We start from the raw sequence: 20,758 nt of genomic DNA on the forward strand, positions 1-20,758 counted from the left end.
AAGAGCCCGGAAGGGCTCTTTTTTATTCCTTCGGCAATGTGCCCTCACCGGAACGGACCCCTCGTTCCTCCACCATCCGGATGATCTCATCGCAGAGATCATCCGCGGAATGGGCATTCCCAATCTTCTTCTGCATGGCTAAAATCTGCTGCAGCCGCTGGGGGTCCGATAGCAGGTTCAAAACCGCGTCGTCGGGGGGGTACTGGTCCGTTGCCAGGATAGCCGCTCCCTGGGCCACCAAAAAGAGGCTGTTTCGCTCCTCCAGCCCCGGGATGGGATCCAAAATAACCAGAGGAATCCCCTTGGCCAGGCATTCCGACGTGGTCAGCCCTCCGGGCTTGGTCAGCAAAACATCGGAAGCGTCCATCATCACCTCCACGTTGTCCACAAAGCCGTATACCCGCACATCCTTCTGGGTGCGAAGGGCGTTGAGCCGCTGATACATCTTTTCGTTCCGGCCGCAAACCACCAGCATCTGAAGATCCATCGGCAGCCGGTCCAGGGATTCCACCACCTGAGGCAGCTTACCGAATCCCATGCTGCCCGACATGATCAATACCGTGGGCTTGTCCAAAATGCCCAGCTGCCGCCGGGCCTCCCCCTTTTCCACAGTAGAGGCAAAGCGATGGTGTACCGGGATACCCCGGCAAAAGAGCTTCTCCTGTGGAATGCCCCGCTTAATCACCGAGTTGCGCATGCCCTCCGCCGCCAGAACATAGAGGTCCAGATCGGTCTCGTCCCACAGAGGCGCCATGGCAAAATCCGTGTTGATGCCAATGAGCGGAATCTCCAACCCCTTCTGCCGGCGGATCCGGGTCAGAATCACCCCGCTAAACACATGGGTACAGACCACCGCGTCGGGCTGGTACTCCGCAATGCAGTTCTCAATCTCCTTGTAGAACCAGGCGCCAATGAGCTTGGTGGTTCCCTGCCGGGAATGAATCCGCTTTTCGCTCAGCATGTCGTCGTCCATCTTTTTCAAGAGGCCGGGGGTATGGCGGGTCATGGTGATATAGATTTTATCCAGGGAGTTGGCCACCAGCTTGCTGGACAACAGCAGCGTGTCCACCATAACGCTGTCCAATCCCTTCCGGGTACAGGCGTCCACCACTGCCTTTCCGCAGGAGTTGTGGCCCTGGCCAGCCGTTACCGAAAGCACCAATACCTTCACCCTATCTCCACCTCCGCAGCCGCGCCCATGGCCCGGACAGCCTTTTTAAAGGCGGCCAGATAATCGTCCCCTTGGAAGGATACCCGGTTTCCCTCCTGCAGCTCCCCATAGGCGGCCGCCGCCTGGGCCTGCCGCGGGGTATGGAATACGACCTCCAAATCCCCGGCCACGGCGATGGGGTCACGCGCGCTCCGCAAATTTAACACCGCGCGCTTGGCGCTGACGCGCAAATCATGGGCCGTCCGCTGGCCATCGTAGCAAAGCGCGCATCCCGGCCCAAGCGCCTCCTTAACCAGGCAGCGCTCAATCCGGGGAGCCACCTTTCGGGCTTCCTCCAGCAGTACGTCGTCGCCCGTAGCCAAAAGCGCAGGAATGCCAAAGGCCCAGGCAACCGGGATGTTCATGCCCAGCTCCCCCACCTCATGGCCCGCTACCAGAACCCGCTCCACTACCCCGGGATAGTAGGTATGGGCCATCACGCCCTGGCTGCCGTTTTTCCCGTGGTATGCAACGAAAAAGGCTCCATCGAACTCCGCCCGATCCACCCCCGCCATCATGGAGAGGGCATGTCCCGTTCCCCGGACGACGATCACATCCTCCCCCAGGTGATCCAGGGATAGGTTCCGGCCCATCTCATGGGCGTCGCAGACATAAAACTCCGTGGCCCCCCCTTCCCGGGCGCCTTCCAACACCGCGCGAAGGTCCCGTTCCATGGCCGTTACGCCCCTATGATAAAGAGGGCTTTGGGGCTCCACCTCACTGAAATCGCAGAGCCCCGTAGCCCCTTCCGCATCCAGGGATATGTAGATCCGCATGTGCGTCCCTCCTCTTTTGTGTTGATTTTTATTTTATCACCTTTCTCCCGGCGCAACAACCGGCCCAATCCGCATCAGGTTCAGGATGGCTTTTTTCCTCCGGCTCTCCTCCGCCGGGCTCCAGACCAAGCGCACCCGGACGGGCAGTTCTCCCAGGGTCACCTCAAAGACCGCCAGGCCCCAGGAGCCGTCCTTCGCGCCAAATTGGGAATAGGGTACCACCGCGCCGTTTTTTTCGATGGCAAACCGGTCGGCGCCCGGGCAAAAATAAAGGGCTCGATAGGCCCCCGCCTGGCGGATCAGCGCCCCCTCCTCCCCAAAGCTGATATCATGCCGCAGATGAGCCGTAAAGCCCTCCTGTCCTTCTTCCTTCACCAGATGGATATAGGGCCGGTTTGCGGTGAGGTCGCTGAAAAAGTCCTCCACCGTTCCCGTATTGCCCTGGTTTAGCCAAACGCCATAGGCCGATAGGCCGGTATCCCCCCGCTGGCCCCGGGGGCCCCGGAGGAAGCCTTGGGGCGTCTGTCTATGGTTATTTTTCAAAAGGTCACACCCCTTTCATACTCCTTCCTATTATCCATATGCCGCGGAGCAGCGTCTGGCTACGGCAAGATCCCCCCACATCGCCCGTGTAGACGCATTTATACCGGTTTTTCTGCCATCACCCGCTTAAAATTCCCGTTTCTGTCCAGAATATAGATAGACAACACAGTACCAACAAGGAGAGATACGATGGAAACAAAGGGAAAACGTGTGAGGCGGACCGCCATGCTGCTGCTCTGGAGCGCCATCTGCGCCGCAGGAGGGACGGCGGTGGGCCACGGGATCGCTCCCACCGTTTTGGAGGAGACCGCAGGAGTCAGTCAATACACCCTGGATCTGGCCCGGACTCTGGAGGAATCCATGTGGAAGTACGAGTCCATGAACATCAACTTCGGCGACGGAGTCATGGCCATGACCCCCATTGGCGGCGAGGCGGTGATGGGCAGCACGGACGGCGTTCTGGATAGCGGCAGCCTGACGGTGCTAAAATACGCCGGAGGAGACCCCCAGTCCGCCGCCAAGTTCACGGTATACCGCGAGGACGGGGAGCTCTGCGCCAATCTCACCACCGATAGCGCAGGGCAGGCCAAGCTCCTTCTGGGAGCGGGTAGCTACCGGATTTCCGAGATGGCCACCGACGCCGATACCGTCCCCGCCGAGGATTACGAGTTCACCATCACCAAGGGCCAGCAACTCCAGCTCACCTTCTCCTCCGCAAAGCTGGGCACCCTCACCATCAACGCAGCGCCGGGCGCGGCGGTGGACGTATACGCCGGCGCCTCGCCTACGGGGACCGCGGCCTTTTCCGGCACGGTGGACGAAAAGGGGACCCTGGTCACCTCGGGACTAGCGCCGGGGGACTATACCGTGGTCTGCGGCGATTTGGAGAAGCGAGTATATCTTTTCGGCGGACAAACGGTATATGTATACCTGCAATAACCACAAAAAAAGGACGGCATTCGCCGTCCCTTTCCGCTTTCTAAGGCTATGGGCGTCTCCCCGTTATAGAGCCTCCCCCAGGATATCCCGGGCCACCACAACGCCGGTCACCGACGCCTGCATCAGGCCCCGGGTGATTCCCGCTCCGTCGCCGATGGTATAAAACCCGTCAAGGGGCGTCATAAACCGGTCGTTAACCGCGATCTTGCTGGAGTAGAATTTGGTCTCCACTCCGTACAAAAGGGTGCTCTTGGAATAGAGCCCGGGAGCCACATGGTCAAAGGCCTTGAGCGCCTCCAGGATACTGGTCAAATGCCGGTGGGGCAGAACAAAGGACAGATCCCCCGGCACCGCCGTAGTGAGGGTGGGACGGGTCGGGGATTTGGCCAGCCGGGACCAGGTGGTCCGCCGGCCCATGAGCAGGTCCTCCAGCCGCTGAACCATGATGCCGCCCCCCGTGAGCATGTTGCCCACCTTGGCGATATGCTGGCCATAGGCGATGGGCTCGTTAAACGGCTGGGTAAACCGGGTGGACACCAGCATGGCAAAGTTGGTGTTTTCGGTGCGGCGCTCCGCCTCGGCATAGCTGTGGCCGTTAACCACCGCCAGGCCGTCCTCGTAGTATTCGCCGCTCACCACGCCGCCGGGATTCATGCAGAAGGTCCGCACCTTGTTCTCAAAGGTATCGGAGTAATACACCAGCTTGGCCTCGTAGAGATGGCGGGTCAGATGGTCCATTACGGCGTTGGGCACCTCCACCCGCACGCCGATATCCACCTCGTTGTTCATCTTTTCCAGGCCCAGGCCCTCGCAGCTCTGGGACAGCCACTGGGCGCCGCCGCGGCCGGGCGCCGCCACCACCTTTTTGGCATGGATGGCAAAGGTTTCCTGCCCCCGCTGCATCTGGGCGCCGGTGACCCCGTTCTCATCGGTGAGGATGGTCACCGCCGTGGTACGGGGCAAAAAGGTAAAGTTCTCGTGGGCCGCCAGATGATCGTACATGTTGGACAGCACCGTAAAGGCGTTATCGGTGCCCAGATGCCGTACCGGGCAGGAGATCAGCCGAATGCCCCAGCGGTTGCACTCATAGGCAATCCGCTCCACCTCCCGGTCGTTTTCCCCGTGAACCAGGGTGGGAGCGCCGTTCTCCAGATAGATGGAGTCGGCATAGCGGATCAGCTCCTCGGCCTTTTGCCGGCCGATGTACTCCTCAATCTGTCCGCCCACGTCGGGGGACAGGGAAAGCTTGCCGTCGGAAAAAGCGCCTGCGCCCGACCAGCCATGGAGGATGTTGCAGGGCTGGCAGCCGGCGCACTTGCCAGTGGTTCGGGCGGGGCAGGCCCGCTCGGAGATGGCGCTGCCGCTGTCCGCCAGGATCACCTTCATATCCTTGGACTTCCGCATCAGCTCGATGGCGGTAAAGATGCCCGCCGGGCCCGCTCCAATAATCAGTACGTCACAATTCATAATAGCCTCCCTACCCCGGGCAATCCCGGTAAAAGGGCGGGGAAATCACCCCGCCCTTCCATTGCACTTCTTTTTTGTTCCATCTGCTCCCATGGATGGCCTGTTACTTCTTGATGGCCTCTTCCAACTCCTGCGGATGATCGCTGGTGATATAGTACAAGAGGTTTCCCACCCGTCCGGTAACGTTATTCTGCACCTTCTCATACTGGTCGGGCAGATAGGTGCTCCAGGTCTGCTCCTGGCTGGCCAGGGTGTCGGCCAGGGCCTCCTGGACCCGCTGGGCGCCGGCGTCATCCTTGACCTCGATGAGCACGATGAGATCGGATCGGACGTTCATCATGGCCTGGATCACCACCCCCTGTTTGACGGAACTGGCGTCCACCTGAACCGGTAAAAATTCGTTCTCCCCCAATACATCCAAAATGGCGTATCCAGGAAGGGGCGTTTCCTCCGTAAAGGCGTCCTCGCCAATGCCTCCGGCTTTCAGCTCCTGGGCCAGGGCATTCACCAGGTTCTCCTTGGCGGTGTCGTAGGAAACAGCGTCGCCGGATCCTCCTCCGCAGGCGGCAAGGGCCAGCATACAAAGACACAGGGCAATCAATACGGTGTATTTCTTCACGTTTTTGTCCTCCAGGTTGGAAATGATGGCGGTTCCTCGTCATGGAACCCTTAACTAGACGCGGCTTGCATTCCCATTGTTTCCTGTTTCCACAAAAATATTTTCACCCGCTAAGGTTATACCAGATATTCCGTTCCCTGTAAAGCCGGGGAATTGGAGGACAGCGGCCGCCAGTGTGGGATCCCTCGCTTTTTTTCGAAAACAGCCTCCAACATACCCCGTTGACAAACGTCCCATGGCGGTATAAAATAATCAAGCTATTAATTTGTTGCAGCCGCAACAGTTGGACGGTAAACAATCATGCTCGCACGACACATCAATGTCATCGGCCGCGCCGGTTATTTTTTTGCCCAGCATAGCCTATCCGACACAGGGCTCAACGGTGTGGATCATGGCGTGATCGAATATGTCGCGCACCACCCCGGCGTCAGCCAGGAAGGGCTGCGGTCCCATTTCAACAAGGATAAGAGCACCGTGGCTAGGGCTATGGTGCGGCTGGAGGAGGCCGGATACGTCCGGCGGGAAACCAATCCCCAGAACAAGCGGGAAAACCGCATCTACGTCACCCACAAGGGCCAGCTTCTGGTGGATCGGATCCAGGCTATGAAGAACCAATGGCGGAACATCCTTTTAGAGGGGTTTACGCCGGAGGAGCGGGAGGCCTTCCTGGCGCTCAGCGCCCGGGCGGCGGAAAACGCCGGCCGCTATCTGGGCCGGCAGCACGGGGAATGATCGTTTCCTTTGATTCAAAAGGCCTTGGGCCTTTTTATACTTTTTAAAGGCGGTGTTTTTTATGACCAATGACATGAGCGTTGGGAAACCGGGAAAGGTGCTGATGGCCTTTACCCTCCCCATGCTGCTGGGCAACCTGTTCCAACAGCTGTACAACATGGTGGACTCCATCGTGGTGGGCAATTACGTGGGTGCGGACGCCCTGGCGGCGGTTGGCACGGCGTTCCCCATCATGATGCTGGTGCTGTGCGTGGTCATCGGCCTCACCAACGGCTTCTCGGTGGTCATCTCCCAGTACTTCGGCGCCGGACAGACCGAACAGGTTCGGAAGGCGGTCTATACCTCCTTTGTATTCATGCTGGTGGTAGCCATCGTCCTTTCCATCGTCGGCGTAGCCATTACCTATCCCCTCCTCTGGCTGCTCCAAACCCCGGAAAGCGTGCTCTATGACTGCGCCAATTACCTGATCATCATCTTCGCAGGACTGGTGTTTACCTTCTTGTACAACATCTTCGCCGCCATCCTGCGGGCCCTGGGGGATTCCAAAACGCCCCTTTATATGCTGGTGCTGTCCACCGTGGTCAACATCGCGCTGGATATCCTTTTCGTGGCCAGCTTCGGCTGGGGCGTGCCCGGCGTGGCCATCGCCACCATCATCGCCCAGGCGGTTTCCGCCTTTGCCTGCTTCTTCTATACCATGAAGCGGGTGCCCATGCTCCGGTTCCACGGCAGCAAAAAAGGACTGTATGACAAGGCCATCCTTAAGACCATGATCGGCTACGGCCTTCCCTCTGCCCTGCAGCAGTCCATCGTCTCCATCGGCATGCTGCTGATCCAGGGCTTGGTCAACAGCTTTGGCTCCACCGTCATGGCCGCCTATACCTCGGGAAATAAGATCGATAACTTCGCCACCATCCCCATGATGACCATGAACATGGCCCTTTCCACCTATACCGCCCAGAACATGGGCGCCGGCAAGCCCGAGCGGGTTCGGGAGGGCTATCGGTTCTCCATCAAATTCACCATCGTGTTCTGCCTGGCCCTCACCGGCATCATCGCCCTGTGCGGCTCCTTCCTCATCGGGCTGTTCGTGGACAGCGTAGCCAACGCCGAGGTCATCCGCATCGGCACCGAGTTCCTGGATGTGGCCTGCCTGTTCTATTTCGTGTTTGGCCTGATGCAGAACTCCTTTGGCGTCCTTCGGGGCGCCGGGGACATGAAGTTCTTCATGGTCTGCACCTTTATGAACCTGGGCAGCCGGGTGGCCAGCGCCTATCTTCTGGCGCCCCTCATCGGGTACCACGCCATCTGGTGGTCCATGCCCATCAGCTGGGGCGTTGCCGCCATCCTGTCCACCGCCCGGTATCTGTCCGGCAAATGGAAGGATAAGGCGGTGGTCAATCAGGCCGCCGTGGAAGCGGCCTCCGTGGACCTATAACCGGTTGACAAAACCCTCCCGTCCCGGTATCATTTGAGCATATCAGAGCCCCTTAGGAGGTAGAAGACCATGGAATTTGAAAAGATTGCTGAAATCATCGCCAATACCCTCAGCATAGATAAGGACGACATCACCCCAGATTCCACCTTTAAAAGTCTCAGCGTGGATTCCCTCGACATGGTGGAGATCATCATGGAAATCGAGCAGGAGTTCGGCGTCACCTTTGACGATAGCGCCGATATCCAAAACGTGGACGACGTGGTAAAGTACATCCAGGCCCACGCCTGATAGAAACAAAGAAAGCCGCCGTTGGCGGCTTTTTTTGTCCTTTCCCGGCCATTTTCGGCGCGCAGCGGCCATTTGGAACCCCTCCTTCGGGCGTTTTACATCCGTCCCACGGTGCTTGTTCTTTCCCTCTCGACAAAAAGCGCGCTCCAAATTGTAGCATTGGACCCATTTCCATCACCAGCCTCCATCCAATCCCATACAAGGAGATCCCATGTCAATATGAAAAAGCTTTCATCCGCCCTGCCCCTGGCTTTCATCCTTTCGCTGCTCCTTTTTCCGATGGGCTGCGCGCCCCATTCGACAGAACCAAACCCTGCCGAGTCCACGGAAAACATAGCGGCAATGCCCGCCCCCGCGCCGCAAAACAGCAGGGAAGACACGGCAAATCAAATCAGCATCCGGGCCGGAGAAACCGTTTTCACCGCCACCTTGGCGGACAACTCCTCCGCACAGGCGCTCAAGGATCTGCTGCGCGCAGGCCCGTTGACCGTCGATCTGCACGATTACAACAACATGGAAAAGGTGGGAACCCTTGGTACAACCCTGCCGGAAAACGATGAACGTATCACCACCGGGCCGGGAGACCTGATCCTATACCAGGGAAACTCCCTTTGCATCTATTACGATACAAACACCTGGGACTTTACTCGGCTGGGAAAGATCAACGGCGTCACCCAAGCGGAACTCAAACAAGCGCTGGGGGAAGGCGACATTTCCGTTACATTGGAACTCCTTATCCCCCAATAAAACAACGGCCGCCCACTGGGCGGCCGTTTGATTTCTCCCCTTATTCCCCCGTGGTCTTTACGGGATGAAGCACCGCCTGGACGATAAACCGGGCGTCGTCGTACTCATAGGTGCAGGTGGACAGGGTAATGATCCGATCCTCCGCCCCGATGGGGGTATCGGTTTTGGTGATGGACTGGTTACGCATGGTTTCTACAAAGGACAAAAAGGCTGCGTCATCTTGAAATGAAATGGTGGTCTGAGGACCGGTAGCCACGTCCACATAGGCCGAAAACACCGTAGCGGTATAAACGCCCTGTGGAGTATACAGGTAAATGGTACGATGCGCGTTAAAATAGTCCGGATCTTTGTACTCCACCAACGCGGCAAACATGGATCCATTTTTCATATGATGCCCATAAATTACGGTATTGCGGTCGGAAAAATCCCCCTTGTTTTTCCAATCCAAGAAGATCGCTCCTGCACCGTTTGCCTTTTTCTCAAAGGTATGGGAGACATAATAGCTGTTATCCGTCCCCTTTACCATGGGATAATCCACCTTGGAATCCGGGATGTAGATCCAGCCCACGATTTCGGAATTTTTCTGGGCAAGGGCGGCAAAATCCACCTGACGATCCTCCGGGCCCGCCTCTTCCTCTTGGGGAAGAGGGGCGAGCTGCTCCAATTCCTGATACTCCTTGTCAGCCTCCTCGTATTCTCCAGAGATGTTCAAAAGCTGAATCCCACTGAAAATAAAAACCGCCAAAGCCACCGCCAGAATGCCCCATTGGAGGAGCCTGCGTCGACCGGAGGTTTTTTTTGATTTTCTTTTGCCAGATGTGCGCTGAGCCGCTTGGCGAAGCTCCTTCCGGCTCTTTCTTCCCTCGGACACTGGTTATTTCCTCTCTATCGGATGTAATTGGTCAAATCCACTTGTGCCTCGCTGGGCACGATTTTATGATAGATCTTTACGCCGTCTGCCACCATACCGGCCATAGCAGCCATCTCCTCACCGGTGGCGTTTTGATTCTTATAGAATGCCTTCCGTTCAGGCCGACGCTGCATCCCCCCGATGCAAAGAGAGCCCATCTCCACCCCATGCCGCCGCAGTTCCTGGGCCACCAAAGGCGAGCTAAAAAGCACAATGCACCGGATGGCCGGATCCCGGTCATACCGCTGGATGGGGCGAACCGCGTCTTCCACAGTATGCACCTCCACCCGGCAGCCCGAAGGGGACATCATCACCATGATGCTGGAGAGAAAGGTATCCTTGGCGGTAAAATCGTCCACCACGATGATCCGGTTGGCGTTGATATGCCGCACCCAGACCTCCGCCACCTGCCCGTGGACCAACCGGTCGTCCACGCGAAATAAGCTTATGGCCACAAATTTATCCTCCTGCAAAAAAGTAAAACATCGAAAGGGGCCGCCACCCCGTACGCTCCAGTTTGAACCTCTTGGGAGATCTTTTCAAAAATTATAGGTTCTCTTTGTTTGGGTTGTCAACCAACTTTAATGGTTTCGGATAAAGCTGGCAATCTCGTCTATAACATAGTCTGGCACGCTGCCGCCCGCAATATACTCCTGGGGAATGCTCCGCTCCCCCTCTCCCTCGCAAAAAAGGTGGTTCAGCTTTTCATAAGAAACACAGGTAACGTTTTCCCGCCCTGCTAGAGCCTTTTGATAGGTCTCGAAATCGCTCAGCGGCACCTGATAATCCCGTCCCCCCTGGAGGATCAGCAGAGGCTGTGTCATGGCAACCGCCGCCGTGACGGGGTCGTATTCCTTCAGATCCAGCAAATAGGCGGGGTTCATTCCCAGAAGATCCTTATTCATCTGATGATCCCCTGGTTCCAGTCTTTTGATATTCTCCACCTGGGCACAAACGCTGGCCAGCTGGGCATCCTTTTCCACCTGGGGTGTGGCAGTATCCAGGGAAAGCAGATAGGTATACTGCATCAAGATAAGGTCCTCCAGCGGTTGGGCTGGAGCGGCCAACATAATATAACCTGCGGCATCCGCTTCTTCCGCCATGCGCGGTACCAGCATAGCTCCCAGGCTGTGGCCCAGAAGGTAGACGGGCCCAGGAGTGAATTCCGTCAAATGCCGGGCATATTCCACCGCTAAAAGGGCATCGTCCATGGTCTCCTCCCGGACGGTAAATCGATCCGCTGCGACCTCTACGGCACAGGCGGTTGCATAGGTGTAGGTCCGCTTATCGTACCGCAACACAGCGATTCCCCTCTGACCAAGCCCCCACGCGATATCCCGAAAAGGACGGGTAGGGCCTACGCTTTCATCCCGGTCACATGGTCCAGAGCCATGGACCAACACCACCACCGGCACCGGTTCCTGGGCGCTTTCGGGATAGGAGAGCGTCCCCTTTAGAGAATAGGCCTCCGTCCCAAAGGAAACCTCCTTTTCCAACACCCCTTGAGGGGGCGGCGTGGTATCCTTAGGCCCTTTGCTCTCCAAGAGCTGAAGGCCGGAAATTCGTTTTTCCCCATCGAATACCACGCGCAGGTCCAGATATCCGTTCTCATGCAGACAGGTAAGAACCACTACCACATAGTCCTCTTGGACTTCGGAGGCACGGGCAACCTCCTTTACAAAGGCGCCCTTGGTTTTTTTTATCCCCTCATAAGCCTCCGCAAGCCGCTCTGTTCCCAGGGTCTGCTGCATGGTGGCGTCGAACAATGCCGTTATGGCACCATAATCCTCCTCACAAAAGGCAGTCAATACGGTTTCCGCCCGATCGTAATAGGGTTCCATATCCCGGGGAGCCTCCGTACTCTTCCCACAACCCATGGGCAAAAGCAGACAAAATGCCAAAAGAAGCGCCAGGATGCCATGCCATCGTTTCATGGGACTACCTCCGTTTGAGTTTCAGCAGTTCGGGATTCAGACAGGCGTCATCCCTCTGGGCGTCATATACCACAACCCCCTCGCTGATGGTATAAAGCACTTCGTAGTCATCCGTCAAAATGGTAAAATCCCCATATTTCCCGACCCGGATGGATCCTCTCTCCCGCTCCATCCCCAAAAGCCGGGCCGCGTTAAGACTGGACATCTTTGCCACTTCCTCTATGGGATAGCCCAGACGCTCCACCAGGTTTTCCACTCCGTTTAAAACATATTTGCTGCTGCCGTTCATCACGTCGCTGCCATAGATATACACCACGCCTTCAGGGGTCATCTCGGTCACCCGGGGTTTGGTGTCGTAGATGCCGGTTTCCATACCCGCCATATCCGAGGTATCCGCCACCATGACAATTCGATCCGTTCCCTTGTTGTTGATCACCAGCCGGACGAACTGGGGATGGAGGTGGATGAAATCGCAGATCAGCTCACAGAACAGCCGGTCCTCCAGCAGCATGGCCCCCAGCACGCCGGGCTCCCGCTGATGGATCATCCGAATGGCGTTTCCGGCATGGGCGATGGAGCTTACGCCCCAGTCTACCCCTCGGATCAGCTCGTCATAGGTGGCGTTGGTGTGCCCTGCCGCCACCCGGACTCCGGCGCTGGTCAGATACTTGATGGTTTCCTCCGCGCCCGGCAGCTCCGGCGCCAAGGTAAGATATCGAAGGTGCCCCCTTCCCGCCGTCACAAACCGTTTTGCCACCTCCACGCTGGGATTGGGCATCCACTCCGGCGTCTGGAACCCAGCGCCGGATTTCTCGTGATTGAAAAAGGGGGCCTCCAGATGGATCCCCAGGATCTTGGCTCCGGGGGTATTCCCCGATTCCATGGTATCGGCAATAAAAGAGATGGTGTCGCACATCTTCTCAATGGACCACAGGGAAGCCGTGGCCAGAAAACATGCAATGCCACGGCTGGCATAATGCCGGGCCAGGTTTCGAATCTCATCCGGGTTATCGGAATCTTTGGCCACCCATCCCCCGCCACCATGGGTATGGATATCGATGATACCGGGAATCACCCGGTTATCCCCCACGTCGAAAACGTGGCCTTCCGCCTTGCGGGCCTGCTCCACGAGGATAATCCGCTGAATACGGCCCCGCGCTACCTCCACATATCCGTCGACGCATCCCGCCTCGGTATAGATCCGCGTACTCTTGATGACCATCCTGCCCGCCCCTTTCCTCTTATGACCGGCACCGCCGGCATGCTCTGTTAAAACGAGATGCTGTCCGGCACCGGCTCATCCAGATACCGCCACTGGCTCTCGTCCAGCCCTTCCTCCGAAATGGAATGGATATCCATCTTCATATACTTGGCATGGGCGCTGGCCGCCACCGTGCCATCGGGCAACAGCACTTCCCCCTCCGCCTCAAATAGAAGCCGGGTGTTTCGAGTGATCCGTCCCACACACTTGAGTTCCGTATCATAGGGCACCGGCTTTCTATACCGGATGGATAGTTCCACCGTAACTCCAAAGGAATCCGGGCCGTCCAAATGGCAGATCGCCCGCCCGGTAGCCTCATCCAAGATTGCAGCAATGACGCCGCCATGAACCCGGCCAGGATAGCTCTGATGCTCCTTTTTTGCGGTAAATACCGCCACCACTTCTCCATTTTCCAGGTCATAGAAGCGGGCATTGAGCCCATAGGGGTTGTGATCCCCGCACACAAAGCATAGATCGGCGTTTTTCTGTACGCCCGACACACGATGTTCCGCCATCATACACCGCTCCAATCAAAAAATTTTATTGGTTATATTATAGCATATCCGCCAGGCAATGGGAAAAACCCTGGGCAACAACGCTCCCTCTCCTTCTACATTTGAAACTGTGAAAAATTTAATTATATTGCAATATATATCCATTTTCCTTACTATATTTATATAAAGAAGATTTGCGTATATTTGGAGGAGTGCATATGATCTACCGCCCGTTCGGCAACACCGGCCTTTCAATCTCCCAGCTGGGCATGGGCTGCATGCGCCTGCCTGTTATCGGAGGGGATCAAGCCAACATCGATAAGCCCCAGGCCACCGAGATGTTCGATTACGCCATTGACCATGGCGTCAACTACTTCGATACCGCCTATTTCTATCACAAGGGCTTTTCCGAGGTCTTTGTTGGGGAATATTTCGCCCAAAAGAAAAACCGCAAGGACATCATCCTTACCACCAAGCTCCCCCCTGCTCTCGCGCAGTCGGACGGAGCCCAGAACGTACTGGACGGCCAGATGAAGAAACTTCAGACCGATTATCTGGATTTTTACATCTTCCACCAGATCAACGCCAAAACCTGGCCCATCATCAAGGAGCTGGATCTGTTGTCCTTTATGGAGGAGCAGAAGAAAAAAGGCGTGATCCGCAACATCGGCTTCTCCTTCCACGATACCACCGAGCTGCTCCAAGAGGTGCTGGACGCCTATGACTGGGATATGTGCCAGATTCAGTACAACTTTATGGACGTCAACTACCAAGCCGGCACCGCTGGTTTGGAATACGCCGGGAAAAAGGGCGTACCGGTGTTCATCATGGAACCCATGAAGGGCGGTAGCCTCACCAACGTTCCCCGCGCCGAGATGGACGCCATCTTCGCGGAGTGCGACATGGAGGAGGTTGGCCTTCCCGATGTGGCGCTGCGGTTTATCTACGACCGGCCGGAGGTCACCTGCGTGCTGTCCGGCATGAGCAACCTCCAGCAGCTTAAGGAGAACGTCGCCACCGCCAGTGATGCCCAGGTGGGCGCCTTTACCCCCCAACAACGCCAGCTTGTGGAAAAACTCAACGCCTTCTACAAAGCCCGGATCAAGGCCGATTGCACCGCCTGCCAGTACTGCGTTAAGGAATGTCCTCTGGAGTTGGATATCCCCGGTGTATTCAACTATTATAACCGGGGCAGCATTTACGGCATGTGGAGCGATGTCGGCCCCAAATACATCCGCAAATACGAAGCGGATGGATCAAAATACAACGAGAAATGTTTGGACTGTGGCGCATGTGAAGCCATCTGTCCTCAGCAGATCGAGATCCGCCGGATCTTCCAGGAAGGCTGCGAGGCTCTCCGAAGCCGTCGGTAACCGATAGGAAAGGCCCCGAGCTGCACGGGGCTTTTTTTCTTGGCTTTTTACCGGCCCAGTAGAGGGACATTCCCATCCGTCATATAATTGGATAGGCTATACAACACCAGGATATGATCAAACCCCTCCTCCAGCAGTTGTCCTAAATCCGCCTTATAATAGCGCAGATCCACCAACACCACTTCCTGGTAGCTTTCCGCTAAAAAGGGAGCGAAGCAGTTGCCGTAGGAGTCCCGAATCAAAAGCAGTTTCCCCGTCCCCTGGGGGTTTGTGATACGCACCAGGGAATGGTTGCCGTCCAAGAACACGGTGTATTGATCCGCCTCCTGCAGCCGTTCCTCGTAAAACATGCTTTGCGAAGTACTGCCATCGTCGGCAATCCACACGGTAGCTTGAATGCCGGGATCCCAGATGAAAAGGCGATCGGGCGGCGTCAGCCATAGGGCGCTGCGGGAATAGGTGCTACCGTAGAACCCCTGGGAGGTTCGCACGGTGAACGCATCGGGCGCAAGGGGGGTGCGTCCTTTATGGGCCAGATAAGCGGCATAGGCCCGATAGGCACCCTGGCTGGTCCAGTGGTGATCGGTATGGTAGAAGTTCTCCCGTCCTCCGTCCGTAAGGGCGGGAATCAGGTCCAGGGAGCGGACCCCTGGGGGCAGATTCTCGTAGATCTGTCGGATGTATTGGTCGTCCCGGTATTCCATATAGTTTCCCCGGGATAAATCCCTTAGGATATACCCTGCCGAGGGGATCAAGGCAAAATCCACCGGTGTGTCCGCCTTTTGCGCAAAGACGCCCAGGGCCTTTTTGTTGCGCTTCACCGCTTCCTGATCCCATTTTACCGGCCGCTCCACCAGATAGTTTTCAGAAAAACGGTAGATTTCTTTGGTTCCCTGCTGTCCCAATGCCAAGCCCAAATAGGCGTTGAGCCCTACAAAAAAATCCCGGCCCGGCATATGGTCGGCGGCATAGTCCTCAGCGTCCTTGGCAAACGCGCCGCTGACCAGCCGCTCCCAAGTGAAGGAAGGAGCGGCTTCCAAGTAACGTTTCTCCCTCTGGGAAAACAGGGTCTTGGGCAGCAACAGGTAACCCAGTAACATGAGGGCAAGAAATCCGCAGAAAAGGCAGCAGAAAAGGGTATCGCTGAATCGGGTTTTCTTTTGATCCATCTCTCCGCCTCCTAAAACCGAAAATAGATGAAGGGATTATAGCTTTGACTGGCCAGTGCCGCCACACAGAGCACCAGTGCCGCCATCCCCAGCCCAACGGCACCGTACCGTCCCCAAACGGTATCCCGTATCCGGCCATAAACCCTGCTACCGAAAGGCGTGCTGGCAACGGCTGCAACCAGAAGCAGCGGCAGATAGCCGAGGATGTCCACACGCCCTTCCGGGGAGACAGCGCCGCCTCCAAACAGGCGGCCTAGGAACGCCCACAGTTCTGGCAGGCTTGTAAAGAAAAACAGGGCCCAGCCCATCAAGAGGAAGAACAGCGTGTACAAATGGCCCAGCCATAGGGGAGCGCGGTCCAGCCACCGCATCAAAAACAGCTTTTCTATCATCAGCAGCAATGCAAAGTACAGGCCCCATAATAAGAAGTTCCAGCTTGCCCCGTGCCAGAGGCCGGTAAGGGCCCAAACCACCAGGATGTTCCATAGCTGCCGGGGGAGTCCTCGCCGGTTACCGCCCAGAGGGATATATACATATTCACGGAACCAGGTGGAAAGGGAGATATGCCAGCGTCTCCAGAACTCGGTGATGCTTCGGCTGATATAGGGGTAGTTGAAATTCTCTAGGAAGGTAAAGCCCAACATCTTGCCCAGGCCAATGGCCATATCGGAGTAGCCGGAGAAATCAAAATAGATTTGAAAGGCGAACGCCGTAAGGCCTATCCAAGCGCCCAGTCCGCTGCCCTCCTCCCGCAGCAAGTCCCACAGCAGCCCCATCTGGTTGGCAATGAGGATCTTCTTCCCCAGGCCCACCGTAAAGCGTCGGATCCCATCGGCAAATTGGGAGACGCTCTCCCGCCGATCCTCCATTTGCTCCGCAACATCCCGGTATCGCACGATGGGACCGGCGATGAGCTGTGGGAACAGGGACACATAGGTGCCAAAGGGAATCAGGCGGCGTTGAACGGGAGCATCCCCCCGGTACACGTCGATGGTATAGCTCATGGTCTGAAAGACATAGAAGGAGATACCGATGGGCAGTGGAATGGCGGGAAGGGGCACTGTGCGCAAGAAAGGGAACACCGCTTGCATCATCCCGGCGATAAAATCCGCGTATTTGAAAAAGCCCAGGAGTCCCAGGTTGACCACCACCGAGGCCACCAGCACCATCCGTTTGGCCCGAACCTGGCGCCGGTACCGCTGTATCAGCAGCCCATAGGCATAGTTGGAAAGGATGGAGAATAGCATCAAGAGCAGGAACACCGGCTCGCCCCATCCATAGAACACCAGATTCACCAGAAACAGAAGGGTGTTGCGGTACCGCCTGGGCGTCAGATAGTATAGGGCCAAAACCGTTGGCAGATAGAAAAACAAAAAGATGTTGCTGGAAAAAACCAAGGGTATTCCTCCAATGGATTTATGGCGAGCCGTACCGGCCATGATCAGGGATAGGGTTCCCCTGAAAGCCGTCAAATAGAACCAATTACTATAAGTTAGGCCGGTTTTCAAAGGTTGCTTTCATTTCTTGGAGAAACCCAGAAAGAAAGGGTTGCAATCCCGATTTTCCTGAGATATAATATGAAAGCGTCTGAAGCTGGACATGCTGCTGTAGCTCAGCAGGTATGAGCGCGTCCTTGGTAAGGACGAGGTCGCCGGTTCGAATCCGGCCAGCAGCTCCAGCGGCAGGTTGCCGCACCCGGTATCGCAACTTACCCATGGTAGGTTGCGATATTTTTTTACCCGAAACAGTCTCCCGTTCACGCCTTTGTATCCCATCTGCAGCGGGTTGCCGCATACCATACCGTTGTCTTTGGACAGGAGTAAGACGGTAAAAAGTCATCCCAGGTTCCCAGGTCCCTGGCCAGTATACCGGTTTTCGCTCGCTGCCACAAGGTGGCAGGAGGGCGATATCCTTGGACAACCGATTGTCTTTTCCTTCTTATTTGGATAGAATGGAAATAACAGCCAAGGAAGGAGCCAAGACATGAAAAAACGAATCCTATGCTTTGGAGACTCCAACACCTATGGGGCAAACCCTCAGGATCTGGGCCGATACGATGAAAATACCCGGTTTACCGGGCTGCTCCAGCAAAAACTCGGGCCGGAGTATGTGGTAATAGAGGAGGGGTTGCTGGGCCGGACCACCTGTCTGGACGATCCCGAGATGGTGGGTACCAACGGCCTTTCCTACTTGATCCCCTGCCTGGGCAGCCACGCTCCTCTTGATACCTTAGTCATCATGCTGGGCACCAACGACAGCCGGGCAGTCAACAAGATGCAAAGCGCGCAGATTGCCGCCAACATGGAGAGGGTGATCAAGGTCGTCCTTCCCCTCCCCGTCTGGGCCGGCGTGCCCGACGTCCTTCTGTTGGCGCCCCATCCCATTACCCCGGACTACGCATCCGGGCCGCTGTATGCGGTCATGGGCCCCGGGTGCGTTGAGAAAACCCTCCCCCTGGCCCAAAGCTACAGAGAGATTGCCCAAAGGCTTGGGATACGTTTTCTGGACGCTGGATCCATCGTGACGGTTTCCCCTCTGGACGGCATCCACTTCACCCCGGAGGGCCACGCCGCTTTGGCGGATGCGCTGTCTCGGCTGCTCCTATAATCCTATAACAATGAATACAAAAGCCGCCAATTAGGCGGCTTTTTGCATGGATGGTCTTTTTTACGGAATCCTATGATTAGGAGGTATGCTATGACCTATTATCATGGGACAAAGAAGGATTCCGCCTATTTTGAGGGATGGTACCTCAAACACCAACAGGGCAACGATACCATTGCCCTAATTCCTGCCGTTCACATGGATGGAAAGGGTGACACATCCGCGTCCATACAGGTGGTCACCCAGCAGGGCGCTCACGCCTTCCGCTTTCCCCTGTCCGCCTTTTCCGCCCAGGAAAATACCTTTGACGTGTCCATAGGAAACAACCACTTTACCCATGAGGGGCTATCCCTGAACCTTTCCGGGCCCTCTCTTACGGTAACAGGCTCCCTTCAGTACGGCCCTCTCTGTCCCCTCAGCTGGGATATTATGGGCCCCTTTGCCCTGCTCCCCTTTCTTCAGTGCAACCACGGGGTGATCAGCATGGGGCATACCGTTCGGGGTAAGCTGCTCATCAACGGCAAACCCATGGCGTTCACCCGAGGGGTAGGCTACATCGAAACCGACTGGGGCCGTTCCTTTCCACGGGAATACCTATGGACCCAATGTAGCCACTTTCCCTTTCGGCGCACCGGCCTCATGGCCTCCATCGCCCATATTCCCATGCTGGGCACCAGCTTTACCGGTTGTATCGCCTCGGTCTTTCTCATGGGGCGGGAGTACCGCCTGGCCTCCTATCTGGGCGCGCATATCCTATACTGGGGGCCAAACGGATTCCACATCCGCCAGGGAAAGTATCAGCTTATGGGAAGCGTGCTCTCCCAGCGGCCACATCGGCTGTCCGCGCCCCAAATGGGCGTTATGAACCGTACCGTCTATGAGAGTCCAGCCTGTACCGTGCGGTACCGGTTCTACCGGGAAGGCATCCCCCTTTTGGACTTCACCAGCCCCCACGCCAGCTTTGAATACGCACCGCCCCGGTAAACCCGTTGCCTATTCTCCGTCACAGGTTCCCGCGTTTGGACAGTTTTCACAGGTCCGGGGGAACAATACCTCCTGGGCGGGAGCGTACATATCCACATGGTCATACAATTCTCCCGGCTTACGGTAGGGTTTCCCCATGGCCTTCAGGCCAAACTTCTCATAAAAGCCCTGAGCCGTGACCTGGGCGCATAGATGGATCCCCTCCGCGCCGGCGTTGAGGGCGCGATCCAGCAGAAGGCGGATCAGAAGATCGCCCACATGCTGCCCCCGGAATTCCTTCCGCACACAAACCCGGCCGATGGTATAGTTCCCTTGATCCAGGTAGACGCGGCCGGTGGCAATGGGCGCGTCCTCATAGTAGATCACGGCATGCCAAGCGTAGTAATCGAAATCGTCAAATTCCTCCGATAGGGAGTATCCCTGCTCCTCCACAAACACGGCGGTTCGCACCGCCTTGGCTGCCTCAAAATTCTGGGTTCCAAAGACCCACGTGGCCTTTAGCATCGTCCCATCCTCCTTTTTCCATGGTAAATCATTGAGAATTCTCTTGCGCTGCTCCGGTTGTATGGTATGATACTTTCCGGAGGGATCATATGGATAAGCTCATCAAACGCATCAACGAATTGGCCGCCTTAAAGAAGCTCCGCCCTTTGACGCCCCAGGAAACCAAGGAGCAGAAGGAGCTTTACGGCGTATATCTTGCCGCCATACGGGGACAGCTCAAGGCCCAGTTGGACGCCATCGAGCTGGTGGATGAAGAGGGCAACGTCACCCCGCTTCGCAAACGGGATTCCCTGCTTAACTAGAGGGGCATTTTCCAACAAAAACGGCTGCCGCAGACCGGGCGTTCCCATCTGCTGCAGCCGCTCTTATTTGGCAGGAAAAAGCGCCGAGGGTTACTCCTCTTCCTCCGCCTCGCTGAGTTCCTCCTGCAGGATCTCCTCAACCACCTGGGTGAGTTCCTCCAGAAGATCGTCCTCCACGGCGACAAATTCCTCTTCCCCGTCGTTTTCCACAATCTTCAGGATGTAGGCGTCGCTGGGGCCTTCCTCGCTCTCCACGGCCTCCAGCTCTGACAGCACGGCATACTCCTGGCCCTTGTGCTCAAAGGAGAACAGAATCTCAAACTCGATCTCGTTGCCGTCCTCGTCCTCAAATACTACAACATCCATTTCTTCATCCATGATGGTTATCCTCGCTTTCACTCATTGGGGACTGGGATATTCTCCCCGCCTCCCTGCTATTGTACCCATCCCCGGCCGGGAATACA

23 protein-coding genes and 1 tRNA gene are annotated in these 20,758 nt (G+C 56.6%); 10 read left to right on the forward strand and 14 right to left on the reverse strand.

What is annotated here, in order from left to right; all coding sequences use genetic code 11:
- Positions 1-22 precede the first annotated feature (22 nt).
- The 3 genes from KP626_RS05575 to KP626_RS05585 are packed head-to-tail and all read right to left on the reverse strand — an operon-like array spanning position 23 to position 2,529.
- Positions 23-1,171: a glycosyltransferase gene (locus tag KP626_RS05575; protein WP_395975607.1), complete on the reverse strand. Its 1,149-nt coding sequence runs from the start codon at positions 1,169-1,171 to the stop codon at positions 23-25.
- Positions 1,168-1,986: a M55 family metallopeptidase gene (locus tag KP626_RS05580; protein WP_395975609.1), complete on the reverse strand. Its 819-nt coding sequence runs from the start codon at positions 1,984-1,986 to the stop codon at positions 1,168-1,170. Before KP626_RS05580 ends, KP626_RS05575 begins: the two co-directional genes overlap by 4 nt.
- A gap of 36 nt (positions 1,987-2,022) precedes the next feature.
- Positions 2,023-2,529 (reverse strand): hypothetical protein, encoded by a 507-nt coding sequence (locus tag KP626_RS05585; RefSeq protein ID WP_395975611.1) that lies wholly within the window; start codon positions 2,527-2,529, stop codon positions 2,023-2,025.
- A gap of 189 nt (positions 2,530-2,718) precedes the next feature.
- Here KP626_RS05585 and KP626_RS05590 point away from each other — a divergent pair, with 189 nt between their 5' ends.
- The gene (locus tag KP626_RS05590) at positions 2,719-3,468 is read left to right on the forward strand and encodes a collagen binding domain-containing protein (protein ID WP_395975613.1); all 750 of its coding nucleotides are present in this window, start codon (positions 2,719-2,721) and stop codon (positions 3,466-3,468) included.
- Between the two features lie 63 nt (positions 3,469-3,531).
- On the opposite strand, the gene KP626_RS05595 is transcribed toward KP626_RS05590, so the two are convergent.
- Both KP626_RS05595 and KP626_RS05600 read right to left on the reverse strand, forming a co-directional pair.
- Positions 3,532-4,935 carry an NAD(P)/FAD-dependent oxidoreductase gene (locus KP626_RS05595; RefSeq protein WP_395975615.1) on the reverse strand — a complete coding sequence of 468 codons (1,404 nt, stop codon included), beginning with the start codon at positions 4,933-4,935 and terminating at the stop codon, positions 3,532-3,534.
- A 103-nt stretch (positions 4,936-5,038) separates the two neighbouring features.
- On the reverse strand, positions 5,039-5,554 hold the full coding sequence (locus KP626_RS05600; protein ID WP_395975617.1) for a DUF4358 domain-containing protein: 516 nt from the start codon (positions 5,552-5,554) through the stop codon (positions 5,039-5,041).
- A 300-nt stretch (positions 5,555-5,854) separates the two neighbouring features.
- Here KP626_RS05600 and KP626_RS05605 point away from each other — a divergent pair, with 300 nt between their 5' ends.
- From KP626_RS05605 to KP626_RS05620, 4 genes are all read left to right on the forward strand, one after another.
- Complete coding sequence (locus KP626_RS05605; RefSeq protein WP_395975619.1) at positions 5,855-6,286, forward strand: MarR family winged helix-turn-helix transcriptional regulator; 432 nt, start codon at positions 5,855-5,857, stop codon at positions 6,284-6,286.
- Between the two features lie 61 nt (positions 6,287-6,347).
- The gene (locus KP626_RS05610) at positions 6,348-7,724 is read left to right on the forward strand and encodes an MATE family efflux transporter (protein WP_395975621.1); all 1,377 of its coding nucleotides are present in this window, start codon (positions 6,348-6,350) and stop codon (positions 7,722-7,724) included.
- A 69-nt stretch (positions 7,725-7,793) separates the two neighbouring features.
- Positions 7,794-8,012 carry an acyl carrier protein gene (locus tag KP626_RS05615; RefSeq protein WP_395975623.1) on the forward strand — a complete coding sequence of 73 codons (219 nt, stop codon included), beginning with the start codon at positions 7,794-7,796 and terminating at the stop codon, positions 8,010-8,012.
- Positions 8,013-8,231: 219 nt separating this feature from the next.
- On the forward strand, positions 8,232-8,759 hold the full coding sequence (locus KP626_RS05620) for a cyclophilin-like fold protein (RefSeq protein WP_395975625.1): 528 nt from the start codon (positions 8,232-8,234) through the stop codon (positions 8,757-8,759).
- Positions 8,760-8,799: 40 nt separating this feature from the next.
- Here the strand turns inward: KP626_RS05620 and srtB are convergent, their stop codons facing one another.
- The 5 genes from srtB to KP626_RS05645 form a co-directional block, all read right to left on the reverse strand.
- Positions 8,800-9,504, reverse strand: a complete 705-nt coding sequence (gene srtB, locus KP626_RS05625) for a class B sortase (RefSeq protein WP_395975627.1) — start codon at positions 9,502-9,504, stop codon at positions 8,800-8,802.
- A 140-nt stretch (positions 9,505-9,644) separates the two neighbouring features.
- Complete coding sequence (locus tag KP626_RS05630; protein WP_395975629.1) at positions 9,645-10,124, reverse strand: PTS system mannose/fructose/N-acetylgalactosamine-transporter subunit IIB; 480 nt, start codon at positions 10,122-10,124, stop codon at positions 9,645-9,647.
- 126 nt (positions 10,125-10,250) lie between these two features.
- Positions 10,251-11,603 (reverse strand): alpha/beta fold hydrolase, encoded by a 1,353-nt coding sequence (locus KP626_RS05635; RefSeq protein ID WP_395975631.1) that lies wholly within the window; start codon positions 11,601-11,603, stop codon positions 10,251-10,253.
- Between the two features lie 4 nt (positions 11,604-11,607).
- Positions 11,608-12,825 carry an N-acetylglucosamine-6-phosphate deacetylase gene (nagA, locus tag KP626_RS05640; RefSeq protein ID WP_395975633.1) on the reverse strand — a complete coding sequence of 406 codons (1,218 nt, stop codon included), beginning with the start codon at positions 12,823-12,825 and terminating at the stop codon, positions 11,608-11,610.
- A 47-nt stretch (positions 12,826-12,872) separates the two neighbouring features.
- Positions 12,873-13,379, reverse strand: a complete 507-nt coding sequence (locus KP626_RS05645) for a PaaI family thioesterase (RefSeq protein WP_395975635.1) — start codon at positions 13,377-13,379, stop codon at positions 12,873-12,875.
- Between the two features lie 197 nt (positions 13,380-13,576).
- Between KP626_RS05645 and KP626_RS05650 the strand changes: the two genes are divergently transcribed.
- Positions 13,577-14,731, forward strand: a complete 1,155-nt coding sequence (locus tag KP626_RS05650; protein WP_395975637.1) for an aldo/keto reductase — start codon at positions 13,577-13,579, stop codon at positions 14,729-14,731.
- 47 nt (positions 14,732-14,778) lie between these two features.
- On the opposite strand, the gene KP626_RS05655 is transcribed toward KP626_RS05650, so the two are convergent.
- Together KP626_RS05655 and KP626_RS05660 are read right to left on the reverse strand one after the other, a co-directional pair.
- Positions 14,779-15,900 carry a DHHW family protein gene (locus KP626_RS05655; protein ID WP_395975639.1) on the reverse strand — a complete coding sequence of 374 codons (1,122 nt, stop codon included), beginning with the start codon at positions 15,898-15,900 and terminating at the stop codon, positions 14,779-14,781.
- Positions 15,901-15,911: 11 nt separating this feature from the next.
- Positions 15,912-17,297 (reverse strand): MBOAT family O-acyltransferase, encoded by a 1,386-nt coding sequence (locus KP626_RS05660; protein WP_395975641.1) that lies wholly within the window; start codon positions 17,295-17,297, stop codon positions 15,912-15,914.
- Positions 17,298-17,501: 204 nt separating this feature from the next.
- On the opposite strand from KP626_RS05660, the gene KP626_RS05665 reads away from it, so the two are divergent.
- From KP626_RS05665 to KP626_RS05675, 3 genes are all read left to right on the forward strand, one after another.
- A tRNA-Thr gene (locus KP626_RS05665) sits at positions 17,502-17,578 on the forward strand.
- 305 nt (positions 17,579-17,883) lie between these two features.
- The gene (locus KP626_RS05670) at positions 17,884-18,507 is read left to right on the forward strand and encodes an SGNH/GDSL hydrolase family protein (RefSeq protein WP_395975643.1); all 624 of its coding nucleotides are present in this window, start codon (positions 17,884-17,886) and stop codon (positions 18,505-18,507) included.
- A gap of 90 nt (positions 18,508-18,597) precedes the next feature.
- Positions 18,598-19,488, forward strand: a complete 891-nt coding sequence (locus KP626_RS05675) for a tocopherol cyclase family protein (protein ID WP_395975645.1) — start codon at positions 18,598-18,600, stop codon at positions 19,486-19,488.
- A 9-nt stretch (positions 19,489-19,497) separates the two neighbouring features.
- Here KP626_RS05675 and KP626_RS05680 read toward each other — a convergent pair whose 3' ends face one another.
- Complete coding sequence (locus tag KP626_RS05680; RefSeq protein ID WP_395975647.1) at positions 19,498-19,992, reverse strand: GNAT family N-acetyltransferase; 495 nt, start codon at positions 19,990-19,992, stop codon at positions 19,498-19,500.
- An 89-nt stretch (positions 19,993-20,081) separates the two neighbouring features.
- Between KP626_RS05680 and KP626_RS05685 the strand changes: the two genes are divergently transcribed.
- Positions 20,082-20,294 carry a DUF896 domain-containing protein gene (locus tag KP626_RS05685; protein ID WP_395975649.1) on the forward strand — a complete coding sequence of 71 codons (213 nt, stop codon included), beginning with the start codon at positions 20,082-20,084 and terminating at the stop codon, positions 20,292-20,294.
- A 90-nt stretch (positions 20,295-20,384) separates the two neighbouring features.
- Here the strand turns inward: KP626_RS05685 and KP626_RS05690 are convergent, their stop codons facing one another.
- The gene (locus KP626_RS05690) at positions 20,385-20,672 is read right to left on the reverse strand and encodes a DUF1292 domain-containing protein (protein WP_395975651.1); all 288 of its coding nucleotides are present in this window, start codon (positions 20,670-20,672) and stop codon (positions 20,385-20,387) included.
- Positions 20,673-20,758: the final 86 nt, after the last annotated feature.

Source organism: Christensenella sp. MSJ-20 (assembly GCF_044357945.1).
In the GTDB taxonomy this organism is placed as follows: domain Bacteria; phylum Bacillota; class Clostridia; order Christensenellales; family QAND01; genus QAND01.